Raw genomic sequence first — 16,264 nt, forward strand, 5'->3', positions numbered from 1 at the left:
GCCTTTTATTTAACAAAGACTTCCTGTTAAATAAAAAACCGCCTTCTATAAAATATAGAAGACGGGATTATTGCCGTGTTACCACTTCTCTTCATCCTTCCCTCACAAGAAGAATCTCACCGGGTACAGTCTGCTGTTTTTGGCAGTCCATATCTGCACTCGCCGCTGTAACGGGCGGAACCCATCGCATGCTTGCACAGGAAACTGATTCGTTGCTTCCTTATGTTCACCTGCGCTGCTCAGAAGCCATCTTCAGTCTTTCTCCAGCCATCCCTCTCAGCCTCTGCGGGACTTCTCTGTAAACATTCAAAAGACCTACTCTCTTCGTCATCGCTTTTTCCATATCAAAAAAATCGTATCACAGATATCAGAAACTTGTCAAGGCGTATTTGACACCAGATAGTCTTTTTCCTTCAATACCTGCTCGATCAGATCCAGTGTCTCTTCCGAATCCGCTTCAACTGTGTGATAATGATAGTTGGAAGTGATATTCTTAAGCGGACTGGACTTTCCACTATGGATCCCTTCCATGAATTCTTTGACATTTCTCCGCGATGCCACATCAAGAGGTGCTTCCATATGTCCATAAATCCGGTGATTGATCATTACATTTACCACCTTGCCTCCCAGATCCACGATCGAACAAAGCTCATCCTCCATCTGTTCATCCGTATGACTGACTTTGAACACTCTCGTTACCGTATGCGGTGCATTCAGAATATATCCCCGGTTGGTTGAAATGATATCATATCCGGCTGCACGGATCAGCGCAATGTCCTGTACAATGACCTGACGGCTTACATCATATACCTTCGCCAGTTCTTTCCCGGGTACCGGAACCTCACTGCTCTTTATTTTGCTGACAATCTCTTCTCTTCGTCTGGAACCTGTCATCCCGATATAACTCTCCTTTTTCCGCAATTCTGCTCTGTGCCTGACGTATTACAGACTTTCCTCTTCTGTCTGCCAAATCCTGTCTTCACTCTTACTGAATCCAGACCGGCTTAAATAGCATGCAGATTCTTCAGCGAAATGTCAAGGACAGGAGCTGAATGGGTAAGTGCCCCACTTGATATATAGTCTACTCCAAGAGACGTCAGACGGTCAATATTTTCTTTTGTTACATTTCCGGAACATTCTGTCTCTGCACGTCCGTCAATAATCCTGATTGCCTCCTTCATATCCTCCGGCGACATATTATCCAGCATAATAATATCTGCTCCCGCATCAACAGCCTCACGCACCATATCCAGATTCTCAACTTCTACCTCAATTTTGCGGACAAACGGTGCGTATTCCTTTGCCATTTCCACCGCCTTTGCCACACTTCCTGCCGCTCCGATATGATTGTCTTTTAAAAGCACTCCGTCGGAAAGATTATATCTATGATTATATCCTCCACCGACACGGACCGCATATTTTTCAAAAATACGCATATTCGGCGTTGTCTTTCTGGTGTCCAGAAGCTTCGTCTTCGTTCCTTCCAGAAGCATTGCAACCGAATGTGTATAAGTCGCAATTCCACTCATTCTCTGCAGATAATTCAGTGCCACCCGTTCCCCTGAGAGCAGCGCACGGATATCGCCTGTAATAATCCCCATCAATTCTCCTTTTTTCACTTCGTCACCGTCTTTACAATAGAAATCTGTCTTCACATTTTCATCCAGAATTTCAAATACTCTGCGAAATACATCCAGCCCGGCAACTACTCCATCCTGTTTGCAGATCAGCTGCACCTCTCCGGTCACCGCTTCTTTCATCACCGCATTGGTGGTCACGTCCTCACTGGAAATATCCTCCTGCAGCGCTTCTTTTATCAGATGGTCTACATTCAATGTCATCGTAATCTTATTCATTTCTTTTTTCCTCATTCTAAACAGATCTTTTTCTTTTATATTGCCTCTTTACAGAACACCACAGGATTTACTGCATTTTCCACTCCGGAAATCTTATGTGCCGCACGTTTTGCAAACACCAGGCTCTCAAGCAGAGAATTACTTGCCAGACGGTTCGCCCCATGGACGCCATTGCAGCTGGTCTCTCCAACCGCATACAGATGCTCCATCGAAGTTCTGCTGTCGCTGTCTACCCAGATGCCTCCCATGAAATAGTGTTGTGCAGGAACAACCGGGATCCACTCTTTTGTCACGTCATAGCCTTCTTCCCGGCACCGCTCACAGATATTTGGGAAATGCTCCAGGATCGTATTCTTATCAATATTTTCCATGGAAAGCCATACATGATCCGTTCCGTCTTTTTCCATTTGTTCCCGGATTGCTTTTGTCACCACATCTCTCGGAAGAAGCTCATTTACAAAACGTTCTCCGTCTTTATTATAAAGAACTGCGCCTTCTCCACGGACAGATTCTGAAATCAGGAATCTTCGCCCCGGTTTTGAAGAATACAAAGTTGTCGGGTGGATCTGGACATAATCCAGATGCTCCAGACGGATTCCATGCTTCCTGGAAATATCAAGCGCATCTCCTGTCAGATGTGGAAAGTTTGTAGAATGCTGGTATCTTCCTCCAATTCCACCGCTTGCAAAAATCGTATCCTGTGCATAGATCTTCATCTCTTCACCGTCTGCCGTCTTCGCTAAAATACCTGCACATTTTCCATTTTTAACAATTATGTCTGTCATAGTTGTATATTCGTGTATTTGTACATTTTTTCGTTTCTTTACATGCATGAGCAGTTTACTCGTAATCTCTTTCCCTGTAATATCTTCATGGAAAAGAATCCTTGGTCTGGAATGCGCACCTTCTCTTGTAAATGCAAGATTTCCGTCTTTTTTAGCGAAATCCACACCATATTCAATCAGATCATGAATAATTTCCTGCGAGCTGCGGATCATAATATCCACTGATTCTTTCCTGTTCTCGTAATGACCTGCGCGCATTGTATCTTCAAAATACCCCTCATAATCCTCATCATCCCGAAGTACACAGATTCCACCCTGTGCCAGAAATGAATCACTGCTTTCCAGATCTGACTTGGTAATCATAAGGATCTGTTTATCCTCCGGAAGATTCAGTGCTGAAAACGCTCCACCAACTCCCGTTCCAACGATCACTACATCTGTCTTAATCTCCAACTTTATCCCTCCAATTCCGGTTCTCTTAGCCGGTCACCTGTTGTTTCTTATTTTTGATTTTCCGGTTCTTTTATTTTGCAGCAAGCTCAAGCATTTTCTCTAACGGTTTTTTGGAATTTTCCCGAAGCTTTGCATCTACGTGAACCTCATTTTCACCAGTCTGCAAAACATGCAATACCTTCTCCAGCGTATTCTTTTTCATATTCGGACATACCGGTAGCTTGTCCGGATAATAGAATGTCTTCTCCGGATTCTGTTCCTTCAGCTTGTAACCCACACCCTCTTCTGTACAGACAATAAATTCCTGACAATCACTTGCCGTTACATACTGGATGATTCCTGATGTGCTTCCCACGTAATCTGCCATCGCAAGAAGTTCTGCACGGCATTCTCCGTGTGCGACGATCTGTGCCCCCGGATGTCTCCTTTTCACTTCGGCTACATCCTCCGGTTCCATCCGTTCATGAGTCGGACAGAATCCATTGTTGTAAACAAAATTTTTTTCCGGTACATGATCGGCTACAAAATGTGCCAGATTCCGATCCGGAATAAAGAAAATATTCTTGTTCGGAAGTTCTTTTACGATCTTCACTGCATTTGCAGATGTCACACAGACATCCGAGTATTCTTTCAGTGCTGCCGTTGAATTGATATAGCAGACAACAGCAAGATCATCATACTCTTTCCGCATCTTCCGGATCGTCTCCACATCTGCCATATGTGCCATCGGACAGTCTGCTGTCATATCCGGCACCAGAACCGTTTTCTCCGGATTCAGGATCTTCGCACTCTCCCCCATAAAAGAAACGCCACAAAATACGATTGTCTTTTCTTGGAGCTTCGTTGCTACCTTGCTCAGGTAAAAAGAATCCCCTATATAATCTGCTATTTCCTGCACCTCCGGCCGCACATAATAATGTGCCAGAATGACAGCATTCTTCTCTTTTTTAAGCTTCTGTATCTCTTCCACCGTTGTCATAACGTGATCCTCCCTTACTGACTCTTTTCTCATCTCTGATCTTTTTTCAGCATAGTGCACATTATAGCACCACACTTTACATCTGACAAGACACTTGTTTTATTTCTGTAAAGTTTCGTTTGAGATACATATTTTCAGAATCAAAATCATATACATAGAAACAACATCATTTCTTCTGGAGTTTTATGTTTCATTTAATTCTTAAACACCGGAAAAAAATTTTTCTGATCCTTCCCTGTTGTCTGCTGGTCATTCTGATTTCTTTTCTGTCTGGCAATGCATTTTGGAGCTCCCTGCATGCAGAATCCTCCGACCGGCAATTCCGTACTTTCACACGTAGTCTCTTCCAGACAGAAGTATCCGCAAATACCATCAGCCTTCACTATACCTTGCGTTCTCCTTCTGACTATGGCATCGCGGACATCCCGGCTACATACGGCAGTCTTTCTTCTGATCCCGTTGCTGCAAAGGCTTCTGTCAGAAATGTTCTCTCTTCTCTGCAGGAATTTGATCCCGACACTCTTTCTTCGGAAAATGCACTAACCTTTAAAATCCTGGATACCTATCTTAAAAATGCATCCACAGGGACAGATTATCTGCTTTATCAGGAGCCTCTCGGCCCCGTATCCGGTATCCATACGCAGCTGCCTGTTCTGCTCTCGGAATACAGCTTTTACGACACACAGGATGTAGAAACCTATCTGGCTCTCTTAAAAGAAACGCCTTCCTATTTTGATTCTGTCATCCGGTTTGAGCAGAAAAAAGCTGCTTCCGGTCTTTTTATGCCGGATTACCAGGCTGATTCTGTTCTGGACACCTGCCAGTCTTTTATCGATATGGGTAAAGAGAATTATCTGGTCAGTACATTTAATGAGCGGATCGCGTCACTGGATCTTTTACCTGAAAACAAAAAAGATTCTTTTCAGAAAGAAAATATGAAACTTGTAACAGAAGAGATTTATCCAGCTTATCAAAATCTGATCACCGCTATCAAATCGCTGAAAGGAAAAGGAATGAATGAACAGGGACTTAGCCATTTCCCTTATGGAAAAAAATACTATGAATATCTGGTGCGTCAGACTACCGGCTGCAATGAGTCCATTTCTCGTCTGCGACTGATGACCAGGGCACAGATACTGGAAGATCTAAGTGCCATGCAGAAGATTCTCTTCCCTGCTGACGCAGCACTTACCCAGGCATCTGTTTTGGAGCAGACATCTCCTGATTCCATGCTGGACGATCTCAGGTCCAAAATCACAGATACATTCCCGGAAATTCCTGATGTTGATTTCCAAGTCAAATATGTTCCGGAATCCATGCAGGATTATCTAAGTCCAGCTTTCTATATGATCCCTGCCATTGACAATCTAACGGAAAATGTCATCTACATTAACAACGGGCAGACCGCCTCAGGGCTGAATCTCTACACAACCCTTGCTCACGAAGGCTATCCCGGACATCTGTACCAGACCGTCTATTTTTCTGCTTCTGAGCCGGATCCTATTCGAAGCATTCTTGATTTTGGCGGATACGTTGAGGGCTGGGCCACCTATGCGGAAATGATGTCCTACTACCTTGCACCTCTCCCTAAGACTGAAGCATCCCTTCTCCAGAAAAACAATTCTGTCATTCTTGGACTTTATGCACTTGCAGACATGGGAATTCATTATGACGGCTGGTCTGTAACTGATACAGTCCGCTTTTTCAGCGATTACGGGATCAATGATCCAAATGCAGTACAGAGTGTCTACAAACTGATCATTGGAAGTCCTGCCAATTATCTGAAATACTATATTGGATACCTAAAATTTTATGAATTGAAAAAGGAGATGGCAGATGCCCTGGGAAATCAATTCTCCCAGAAAGAATTTCACAGGGCGGTACTGGATGTGGGGCCGGCGCCATTTGAGATCGTATATGATGAGGTGGAAAAAAATTTATTAGATTGATCCTATTTCACACAAAATAAAACTATCCTGTGAGAATCCGAAACATTCCCACAGGATAGCCCATCAAACACATTTTATATAATTTACACTTGAATCTACAGATCCAGTTTCAGATCATTTTCCTTGATCCAGCCACATTTTCTCATCGGAATCGCAATCGCCCAGGAAAGCACTGCCGGAAGAATAAAACAGATCAGCACCAGACCTGCCCAGTCCATTCCGGTGATCGCAGCTTTGGTTCCTTCTGCAATATCATTTACCCAGCCAGTGTACACACCAATCTGTCCGACCAGTCCGCAGGTTCCCATTCCGGATGCCACTGCCGCACCGTTCATCTTCAAATGAAAGATACAGGTTGCGACCGGACCGGTAATTGCGGATGCCAGTGTCGGCGGAAGCCAGATTCTCGGGTTTCTCACAATGTTTCCCATCTGGAGCATCGAGGTTCCTATTCCCTGTGCAAAAAGACCACCCCATTTATTTTCCTTAAAACTCATAACCGCAAAACCAACCATCTGTGCACAGCAACCGGCTACAGCAGCACCTCCTGCAAGCCCGGTAAGTGAAAGTGCCGCACAGATCGCTGCACTGCTGATTGGAAGTGTCAGCGCAATACCAACAATCACAGATACGATAATTCCCATGAAAAATGGCTGTAATTCAGTCGCCCACATGATCGCAGTTCCTACGGTACTTGCCGCTGCTCCGATCGCCGGTGCACATCCCAGTGAAAGCAGAACCCCCACACAGATCGTCACAAAAGGTGTCACAATAATATCTATTTTTGTTTCTTTTGAAACCAGTTTTCCAAATTCTGCTGCAAAAATCGTAACGACCAAAACCGCAAGAGGTCCTCCGGCACCCCCAAGTTCATTTGCTGCCATTCCGACTGCCGCCAGTGAAAACAATACAAGTGGCGGACACTGAAGTGCTACTCCGATCGAGATTGCCATCGCAGCTCCGGTTGCTCCTTTCGCATAACCGCCTACTGTTACAAGGATTCCTATACCAAGCTGTTCTCCGAGTGTGCTGATGATCGTACCGATCAGAAGCGATGCAAACAGTCCCTGCGCCATTGCACCAAGCGCATCGATTCCGTATCGCTTCGCTGAAAAGATAATATTTTTCTTTCTTAGAAACTCTTTCATAACTTTCTCCTGCTCCTGTCATTCTTTTAGTGTATAATCTACTGTCTTGTCACATGTGATTACTGTGCAATATTATCCACTGTTTTGCAGAATCCGTCAAGAAGATTTTATTTAAATCTCTTATCTTCGCAAAAGTATGATATAACTGATATGACTAAAAAGTAGGAGTGTACATTTTTTAACTGCACACTCCTGCTTTTTATTTCTTATTTTTATTCTTTATGAAAATATACATGATAAGCTTCCATATCTACTTTTGGAAGAGGGATCATCTTCATTCCATTCGCTTCAAACTGTAATTTTCCATCAACCATATGAATTTCTTCTACTGCCGGTGCTGTAAGGAATTCTTTTTCCTCTGAAAGTGCCGCAAGAATATATGGCCCATATGCAAGATTGACAAATGCCGCATCAGACTTGTTATCCAACACACGGAATTCCATCGGAAGTTCCAGTCGGATCACATCTCCGGCTTTCGGATCTGCATCAATTACCATATAACCATCATGAAGTGCTGTATCTGCAAGAACTTTTCCATTTACAGACACGTTAAAATCCTTCTGTCCCCATGCCGGAATATGGATTTTAAGAACTTTTTTCTGATCCTTTTGGCAACGTATTTCCATTACACCTTCTTCATCCACACTCTGAAGTTCGATCATCGTTTTTCCATTTTCGTCCGTCAGCACGGAATCTACAAGAAGGTTAATGTAAAGCGCATCTTCATCCTGCGCATAAATATTTTCCATATAGCGGAATCTGCTCTCCATACCGGTTCCATGACAGCAGGAATTCTCTGAAAGGAAGAATTCTTTTCTGCCACCCGGACCAAGTGGAAGAAAATAAGTCGTTCCACCATCACATTTATGACTACTTGATGTCAGGATATGATTTCTCAGCGTATTATCATAATAATCCATCAGATTGCCGCTTCGCGTATATTCAAATAACTGACTGGTCAGGCGCAGCATATTATAACTTGCACAGCTTTCAGCAGCCTTATCCGTAAGATAAGAACACGTTGTATTTGCACGATGGAACATCTCAGTTTCACCAACCCCACCGATACAATATGTATGTCCGCCAGTCACGATATTCCAGAAATTCTTTCCGATTTCCCAATAAATCTCATCACCAGTTGCCCGATACAGATCCATTGCACCGATAATCTGCGGAATATGCTGGTTTGCATGCATATCCTCCAATGTATCGCATTCTTCTTCCATCGGATAGAATAACTTTTCATTTTCAAAAAGTTTTGCAGCCTTCAGATGATTTTCTTTTCCGGTCAGTTCATAGACTTTTACCATTGTTCCAAGCATACCACCAAACTCACCTGCAATATACATTGCCCACATTTTATCCAGTGTTTCTTTTGGCAGACGGGAAAGTCTGTCATATACCCAGTCTCCCATCAAGTCCAGGATCTCTTTTGCTGTCTCATTTCCGGCAAGTACATGACAATCATATAATCCAGACATAATCTTATCCAAAGTATAATACGGAGCCCAGATTTCCGGATACTTGGTATATACTTCCAGAAGATCGAACTGTTCCTCTGAGTATGCACTTAAAAATCCTCTGTGATATTTGCCGGTTGCCGCAAATGCATCCTGGCACTTTTTCAGCTCTGCTACCATGTAATTGACTTTATCTAAAAATTTTGGATTGCCGGTTGCTGCAAATGCAAGTGCAATACCTGACAGATAATGTCCTGTCGTGTGCCCTTTCAGTTTACAGCTTTCCTCATCCCAACCGGTCATCGGAGGTGCCCCTTTTGTATCCAGTCCGGTCGCTTTGCGGAAATTATAAAGCATCTGGTCATCGTCAATTCCAAGAAGATATTCTTCCATCAGCTTCTGGTATTTATAATAAAGAGTTCCTTCTTTCAACCGAACCTGTCCAAGTGGAAAATAACCCACTTTTTTCTCCGGTCCTTTTACTGGTACTATTTCCTTTTTATAATGGATCTCTGCAGATGCTTCCTTTTCTGTTCCATCGATCACACCTGCAACTGCAACCACTGTCTCTTCTTTTGCCGGCTCATATGTATTCCATTTCACCGGCATTGTCATGCGGCGTCCATCTTCTGTGTATACGATCACAACAGACGGAAGATGTGCTTCTTCACCGACCAGTGCATTAAGGACGACTTTACGTACTTCTTTTACGATATTTTCTTTTGCTTCCTGCAATACGGTCGCCACATATTCTCTTGACTCACTACATCCTTCATATGTTGCGGTAACCGTCAGTGTAACTTTACGGTTTCCCATGCCATGCAGCGGACGATGTACCTTGCCTGTATTGTCAATAAATCTTTCTTCCCCTGTCTCCCAGGTAAATTGAGCACCGTATTTTCCATTCTCCGGGAGTGTAAGATTGTCATCTACCGTGCTCAGATTCCCAATATAAATTGCATCCAAATCTTTTTTAATAATTTCTGCTGCGTTCATGTTTTGCTCCTTTTCGTATAAAAATTGGATTCGAACCATCTATAGACTATATTCTATGTTTCTCTCCATTCTTTGTCAAGATTTTGCACATTTTTTGTTAATTGTAGTCATTTTTATTGTGCGATATATACATTTTTCAAAAAAATCCGAATACAACATTCAATAATTTTTATATACAACTTTTATTTATACAAGTGCTGCCAGCCACACACTCGCTGCAAGCCCTGCAAATGTTGCAATAAGTGCTCCGGCAAGAGTATACCTGGGTTTTTTCACCTTTGCTGACATAAAATACACAGACATCGTATAGAAAATCGTTTCCGTACACGCCATCGAAATTGAAGCGATCATTCCGTTTCTCGAATCCGTTCCAAATTCCTTATAGATATCAAGCAATAATCCCGTTGCGGCAGAGGACGAAAACATTTTCACAATCGTAAGCGGAACCAATGCCCCTGGAAATCCAATCTGCTCCGTCACATTTCCAATTATTTCCGATATAAATTCCAGAAAACCCGATGCACGCAAAATCCCCACTGCTGCCATCAATCCGATCAACGTCGGCATCAGCCGCACGACCGTCCAAAATCCACGCTTTGCTCCCTGAATAAAAGTATCATATACATTCACTCCTGCAAAAATTCCATATATAAGAATGGACAAAATCATAAAAGGGACTATAAAGTCAGATATGTATAAAAAAAGGCGCATAAAAACAGCTCCTGGCGAACCACTTTACTAAAAAGTATATTCGCCGGAGCTGTTATTCATTCCGTTTGCTTTATAAAGAAAACTTTTCTATTCCTCATCCGCATACTTCGCAAACCGCTTCTCATTCTGATGGATCACATAATAATACATCACGATCAGCAACGCACTTGCCAGGATCCATGCCGCCGGACTTGCCATGCATACTCCAAAGTAACTCTTCTGCCCTGCCGCGATCATGGCAACAACACCCCTGCCAACCAACTCAGCCACACCAGCCATCATCGGGAGCAGTCCATATCCCATTCCCTGGATTCCATTCCGGTAAACATTTACAACGGTAAGCGGAATAAAGAAAGTACCGACGCATTTCAGGTAAATATCCACGGAATGCATAATTTCTGTCAGATCCCCAGACAGGAACAGATACGTCATATATTTTCCAACTGTCATAATGATCGCCGCAACTACGACTGAATAGATACTTCCCATGATCGTAATTGACTTAAATCCCTGACGGATCCTTTTGATCTTACCCGCTCCAATATTCTGTGCGCAATAGGTTGCCATCGTGGTTCCCATCGCAACATATGCCTGCGTCACGATCTGCTCAATCTTATTCGCTGCGGTAAATGCTGCTACCTGTGTGGAGCCAAGCAGATTCAGGGCAGTCTGTACCATCATGGTTCCGATCGCTGTGATCGAATATTGAAGAGCCATCGGGATTCCGACTGCAAGCTGGATCTTCAGCAGATGTCCGCTCGGACGCCAGTCCTCCTTATGTAAATGCAGGATCGGAACCGCCTTCACAATATATACCAGACACAGGATTCCCGAAATCCCCTGTGAAATCACGGTCGCCCATGCCGCACCGGCTGCGCCCATGTGAAACGCAATGATAAATACCATATCCAGCACAATGTTGAGCAACGCCGCAAGAATCAGGAAATATAGCGGAACCTTGCTGTTACCAAGTGCCCGCAAGACACTGGATAAAAAGTTATATAGCATCTGCGCCGCAATTCCACCACAGATTACCATAATATACGCATAGGCATCCTTGAAAATATCATCCGGTGTCTTCATAATCCCAAGAAGCGGTTTCATTGCCATCATTCCGAGCACAGTCATAATAAGAGACATAATAATCGCCAGAATCGCGGCATTTCCTACAGTCTTGCGCATTGCTTTCATATCACCCGCACCAAATTTCTGTGCCGTAAGTACGGTAAATCCTGCCGTCATTCCCAGAATAAATCCATTGATCAGAAACATGATCGTTCCCGTACTTCCAACAGCCGCAAGTGCTTTGGTTCCCACGAACTTTCCTACGATAATCGTATCTGCCATACTGTAGAACTGCTGAAATACATTTCCAATGAAGATCGGCAGTGTGAAATTAAAAATAATTTTTCCCGGATTCCCGGTCGTCAAATCTTTCTGTAATGTTTTCATATATTCCCTCTGTTTATCTTATTAACATTTTACCTTTCGTCATTATAGAAAAATGTATCTTAAATTGCAATTGTCGTTTTCACGAAATTTCCCCTGTTTCACAAAGTATTTCCCGTTTATTTGACGGAATCTTTGACACCCCAGATTCTATCCTCTATAATAGTTTATATAGAAAAAAATTATCATTTTCAGGAGGCATTGATATGAAACCACTGCCCTTTATCATGCAATATGTCAGGCGATACAAATATCGCTATATTGCCGGAATCCTTACTCTTTTTGCTGTAGATGCGGCAAGTGTATTTATTCCAAAACTTACCGGTATCATTACCGATGGTCTTACCGCGCGCAGCATTACCTGGAGTTCCATTCGTACCTGTCTTCTTGGGATCTTTCTGATTGGTCTTCTGCTTGCAGTCGGCCGTTTTTTGTGGCGTTATTTTCTTTTTGGAACCGCACGTATTATCGAGCGTGAACTGCGTAATGAAATGTTTTCCCATCTGGAAACTATGGATGTGGAATACTACAACAGCCACAAAACAGGTGATCTGATGACCCGGTTTACCAGTGACTTAAATGCGGTCCGCATGGCACTTGGCCCTGCTGTCATCTGCATCTTTGATTCCGTAGTCATGACGCTCCTGGTCGTCTGCCAGATGATGTATTATGTCAATATAAAACTGACCCTTCTGGCACTGATCCCGATGGTCATCATCTGCCTCGGCTATATGCATTACGGAAAGGTACTGGATGACCTCTACACCGAACGTCAGGACAGTGTTTCCAATCTTGCCGACTTTGTACAGGAAAGCTTCTCCGGGATCCGTGTGATCAAGGCCTTTGTTCGCAAGCAGGCAGAAATCCTTTCTTTTTCCAAAAAGAACCAGGATACCATGGATAAAAGTATGCGCATCGCAAAGCTGGAAGCCATCCTGATCCCGCTTCTGGATGTGATCATCGGATTTTCCAGTCTTGCCTCACTCCTTTATGGGGGATACCTCGCCCTGATCGGACAGATTACACTCGGACGCTTCGTAGCTTTCAATCAGTATGTCAATATGCTGGTATGGCCGATGCTCGCCTGTTCGGAAGCTGCCGTCATGTTTTCCCAGGGAACTGCATCCATCCGCCGTGTACAAGAAATCCTGGAAGCACAGACAAATGTAAAAGATACTGCTTCTGTCACAACTTTAGATACCCTGCACGGGGATATCCGTTTTGATCACCTGACCTTTACGCACCTTGGAAATACTTCTCCGGTACTGCATGATATCAATCTGGACATCCCATCCGGGACAACCCTTGCCATCATCGGGCGCACCGGCAACGGAAAGTCCACTCTGGTCAATCTCCTGCTCCGGCTTTACAACACCGAGCCAGGCATGATTTATCTGGATGACCATGATATCAACACAATTCCGCTGAAAACTCTGCGTGAAAATATTGCTTATGTACCACAGGATAATTTTCTTTTTTCCGATACTCTGAAAGCAAATATTGCATTCGGTACAAAATCACAGGATATGAGCCGTATTATCGCCGCAGCAAAATCAGCCTGCATTCACGATAATATTGCAAATTTTCCGGACAACTATGATACGATCGTCGGCGAACGTGGCGTTACGCTTTCCGGCGGTCAGAAACAGCGCAGCTCCATCGCCCGCGCACTGATAAAAAATGCACCGATCCTGATCCTTGATGACTCCCTTTCCGCTGTCGACACCGATACAGAAGAACATATCCTACATAATCTCAGGGACGATCGTAAAGGAAAAACAACAATCCTGATCGCACACCGAATTTCCACGGTACAGCATGCCGATCTGATCATGGTACTTGAAAACGGGGAAATGAAAGAGCTTGGAACACACACCGAACTGATTCAGAAAAATGGTATTTATAAAGATATGTTTGAAAAGCAACAGTTGGAAGCTTCCATTGGAGAACAGGAGGTAGCCATAAGATGAAACGACTTTTAAGTTATCTAAAACCGCATAAATGGGTAATGACCCTGGCAACTGTCCTGGTTCTCTTTATCATTGCTGTGGAACTTTACCGCCCGATCATCATCGGAAATGCAATCGACCAGTATATCAACGGTTATTATCATCCGTATGTAGAAGCCGACGTTTCCGCTTCGGACGCTGTAAACTGGAACGGTCTTGTACTGTCGCGCGACCAGGCAGTATCTAAGGCGGATTCTGCTTCCTTTTATCAGATTTTTCTCTGGAAGGATCACTATTACATGGCAGAAAATCTCACCCGCGCTGAATGTACTGCACTACAAAATGCCGATACATCTGTTTTAAAAAATTATGTCAGAGAAGGTGCACAGAAGCTTACTTCCAATGATCTGAAGGTTTTAAGACAAAATGATTTTAAGGGGATCTTAAAAGCCGGAATCCTGTTTCTTCTGCTGCTTTTTAGCGGATTTTTCCTGAACCTTGCCGACACCTGGCTTTTACAGAAGATGGGGCAGCAGATCGTGTACAAACTGCGTGAAGAAACATTTACACATATACACAGCCTGTCACTTTCTTTTTTCAATACAACACCGGTTGGCAAGCTCGTAACACGTGTATCTAACGATACTGAAGCAGTCAACGAACTGTTTTCCACCATTCTTGTGAAACTTTTTAAAAACGTTGTTAAGATTATTGGTTACGCTGTTGTCATGCTCTCAATTAATGTGAAAATGGCAGGTATATCCTTCCTGCTTTTACCTCTGGTTGCAATCCTGACTTTTGTTTTCCGGCATCTCTCCAGAAAAGCTTACCAGATCACAAGAAATAAAATCACAGAGCTGAACACCTTCCTGTCCGAACATATTTCCGGTATGAAGCTGATCCAGATCTTTGCACGCGAAAAAGAGAAATACAGTGAATTTGAAGACAAATCTATGGAACTGTACCGTGCCAATTTCCGCGAGATCATGACTTTTGCGATCTTCCGGCCTTCAATCTATCTGGTTTCGGTCATTGCCATGATCCTTGTTATCCGTACCGGAAGCCTCTCTGTGTTAAATGGAAGTCTTTCTCTCGGAACCCTGTTCGTGTTTATCACCTACATCAGCTCCTTTTTTGAGCCAATCCAGGAGCTTTCCGAACAGCTTGGAACCCTGCAGTCTTCCATTGCTTCCGCAGAAAAGATTTTCAGTGTTCTTGATGTAAAACCAGAGATCGTATCTCCGGCCGATCCGGCTCCGGTCAATATTCTTGGTGAAATTGAATTCCGCCATGTCTGGTTTGCCTACGAAGAGGAAAATTATATTTTAAAAGATGTAAGTTTTGTAATCCATCCGGGTGAAAAGGCTGCTTTTGTCGGCGCTACCGGAGCAGGAAAATCTACAATTTTAAATCTGATCGGAAGATATTTTGATATTCAGAAGGGACAGATCCTGATTGATGGGATTGATATTCATGAAATTGATCTGGATGTACTCCGCGGTGCGATTGGTCAGGTTCAGCAGGATGTCTTCATCTTCACCGGAGACATCAAAAGTAATATCTCGCTGAATAATGAAGCAATCTCACCGGACGATGTCAGACGGGCTGCCGAAATTGTAAATGCAGATCCATTTATTCAGAAACTGCCGCACGGATATGATGAACCGGTTACAGAACGCGGAAGTACTCTATCTGCCGGGCAGCGCCAGCTTTTGTCCTTCGCACGGACACTTGCTTATGATCCGAAGATCCTTGTTCTCGATGAAGCAACTGCCAACATCGATACAGAAACCGAAACACTGATCACACAGGCACTTGCACGGCTGATGGATGGAAGAACTACGATCATGGTCGCACACCGGCTTTCTACGATCCAGCATGCAGATAAAATTATTGTGATGCATCATGGGGAAATAAAAGAATCCGGAACCCATCAGGAGCTGCTGGCGAAGGATGGGTTGTATAAGAAATTGTATGAATTGCAGTTGATGGATTAGACAATTCTGTCATTTTATTTTATATTGATTTTCTTCTTTATGTTTGTTACCATAAGTTCAAGGTGCTATTTCACACTGACGTGAATGGCGGTTCGCTTTGTGCGGAGGGTTCATAGCTCCGATTACATAGATCATCTCTTAATTGAGAAATCTTGGAAAGGAGAACTAGCTTATGCTGACCATTACTGACCTTATTGCAGTGATTTCACTGTGTGGGACTTTTTACAGTCTTGGGTATGTGCGTGGAAAGCATGATTCCAAGACGCAAAAATAACCGCCCATCGTCCTGAGAAAACATGAGCGGTTATTTTTAATAACCAAATAATATCAGGTGAACCGTCATCGGTAGCACCTTTTCTATTTATTATACTAGCATCTTTACACTTTTATGTCAATTTTCTTTACAAGATTTCTTTCGCCCTATGGCATGCAACGGAATGTCCTTTGGCTTTCTTCTGCCTCTTTCTCTTCCATTCCGGATTTTTTAAGAGGTTCATTGATAATTTCTATCCTGTATTACTAATAGGCATTC

Annotated in this window: 11 protein-coding genes; 3 read left to right on the forward strand and 8 right to left on the reverse strand. The window is 43.4% G+C overall.

Annotation, left to right across the window (positions count from 1 at the left end):
* Positions 1–378 precede the first annotated feature (378 nt).
* From PGY05_RS05150 to nadA, 4 genes are all read right to left on the reverse strand, one after another.
* Positions 379–894, reverse strand: a complete 516-nt coding sequence (locus PGY05_RS05150; protein WP_055248154.1) for a transcription repressor NadR — start codon at positions 892–894, stop codon at positions 379–381.
* Positions 895–1,004: 110 nt separating this feature from the next.
* Positions 1,005–1,856 (reverse strand): carboxylating nicotinate-nucleotide diphosphorylase, encoded by an 852-nt coding sequence (gene nadC, locus PGY05_RS05155; RefSeq protein ID WP_055248209.1) that lies wholly within the window; start codon positions 1,854–1,856, stop codon positions 1,005–1,007.
* A gap of 35 nt (positions 1,857–1,891) precedes the next feature.
* Positions 1,892–3,094, reverse strand: coding sequence for an L-aspartate oxidase (locus PGY05_RS05160; protein WP_055248152.1), 1,203 nt, complete (start codon positions 3,092–3,094; stop codon positions 1,892–1,894).
* Between the two features lie 70 nt (positions 3,095–3,164).
* Positions 3,165–4,073, reverse strand: a complete 909-nt coding sequence (nadA, locus tag PGY05_RS05165) for a quinolinate synthase NadA (RefSeq protein ID WP_055248150.1) — start codon at positions 4,071–4,073, stop codon at positions 3,165–3,167.
* Positions 4,074–4,258: 185 nt separating this feature from the next.
* Between nadA and PGY05_RS05170 the strand changes: the two genes are divergently transcribed.
* Positions 4,259–6,022, forward strand: a complete 1,764-nt coding sequence (locus PGY05_RS05170; protein ID WP_195502292.1) for a DUF885 domain-containing protein — start codon at positions 4,259–4,261, stop codon at positions 6,020–6,022.
* Positions 6,023–6,117: 95 nt separating this feature from the next.
* Here PGY05_RS05170 and PGY05_RS05175 read toward each other — a convergent pair whose 3' ends face one another.
* From PGY05_RS05175 to PGY05_RS05190, 4 genes are all read right to left on the reverse strand, one after another.
* Entirely contained in the window at positions 6,118–7,170 is a 1,053-nt protein-coding gene (locus tag PGY05_RS05175; protein WP_008374119.1) for a PTS transporter subunit IIC, read from the reverse strand.
* Between the two features lie 212 nt (positions 7,171–7,382).
* Positions 7,383–9,626 (reverse strand): beta-L-arabinofuranosidase domain-containing protein, encoded by a 2,244-nt coding sequence (locus PGY05_RS05180; protein ID WP_175305794.1) that lies wholly within the window; start codon positions 9,624–9,626, stop codon positions 7,383–7,385.
* 186 nt (positions 9,627–9,812) lie between these two features.
* Positions 9,813–10,337: a spore maturation protein gene (locus PGY05_RS05185; RefSeq protein WP_195502291.1), complete on the reverse strand. Its 525-nt coding sequence runs from the start codon at positions 10,335–10,337 to the stop codon at positions 9,813–9,815.
* Between the two features lie 87 nt (positions 10,338–10,424).
* On the reverse strand, positions 10,425–11,789 hold the full coding sequence (locus PGY05_RS05190) for an MATE family efflux transporter (protein ID WP_055248143.1): 1,365 nt from the start codon (positions 11,787–11,789) through the stop codon (positions 10,425–10,427).
* 203 nt (positions 11,790–11,992) lie between these two features.
* On the opposite strand from PGY05_RS05190, the gene PGY05_RS05195 reads away from it, so the two are divergent.
* The gene (locus PGY05_RS05195) at positions 11,993–13,756 is read left to right on the forward strand and encodes an ABC transporter ATP-binding protein (RefSeq protein WP_173686119.1); all 1,764 of its coding nucleotides are present in this window, start codon (positions 11,993–11,995) and stop codon (positions 13,754–13,756) included.
* The gene (locus PGY05_RS05200; protein WP_270475444.1) at positions 13,753–15,732 is read left to right on the forward strand and encodes an ABC transporter ATP-binding protein; all 1,980 of its coding nucleotides are present in this window, start codon (positions 13,753–13,755) and stop codon (positions 15,730–15,732) included. Before PGY05_RS05195 ends, PGY05_RS05200 begins: the two co-directional genes overlap by 4 nt.
* The last annotated feature ends 532 nt before the right edge of the window (positions 15,733–16,264 follow it).

Source organism: Coprococcus sp. AF51-11b1 (genome assembly GCF_027682785.1).
GTDB lineage: Bacteria > Bacillota > Clostridia > Lachnospirales > Lachnospiraceae > Allocoprococcus > Allocoprococcus comes.

Coding starts and splice junctions, on each gene's coding strand:
- PGY05_RS05150 (WP_055248154.1), bottom strand. CDS start 894: ATGACAGGTTCCAGACGAAGAGAAGAGATTGTCAGCAAAATAAAGAGC.
- nadC (WP_055248209.1), bottom strand. CDS start 1,856: ATGAATAAGATTACGATGACATTGAATGTAGACCATCTGATAAAAGAA.
- nadA (WP_055248150.1), bottom strand. CDS start 4,073: ATGACAACGGTGGAAGAGATACAGAAGCTTAAAAAAGAGAAGAATGCT.
- PGY05_RS05170 (WP_195502292.1), top strand. CDS start 4,259: ATGTTTCATTTAATTCTTAAACACCGGAAAAAAATTTTTCTGATCCTT.
- PGY05_RS05175 (WP_008374119.1), bottom strand. CDS start 7,170: ATGAAAGAGTTTCTAAGAAAGAAAAATATTATCTTTTCAGCGAAGCGA.
- PGY05_RS05180 (WP_175305794.1), bottom strand. CDS start 9,626: ATGAACGCAGCAGAAATTATTAAAAAAGATTTGGATGCAATTTATATT.
- PGY05_RS05185 (WP_195502291.1), bottom strand. CDS start 10,337: ATGCGCCTTTTTTTATACATATCTGACTTTATAGTCCCTTTTATGATT.
- PGY05_RS05190 (WP_055248143.1), bottom strand. CDS start 11,789: ATGAAAACATTACAGAAAGATTTGACGACCGGGAATCCGGGAAAAATT.
- PGY05_RS05195 (WP_173686119.1), top strand. CDS start 11,993: ATGAAACCACTGCCCTTTATCATGCAATATGTCAGGCGATACAAATAT.
- PGY05_RS05200 (WP_270475444.1), top strand. CDS start 13,753: ATGAAACGACTTTTAAGTTATCTAAAACCGCATAAATGGGTAATGACC.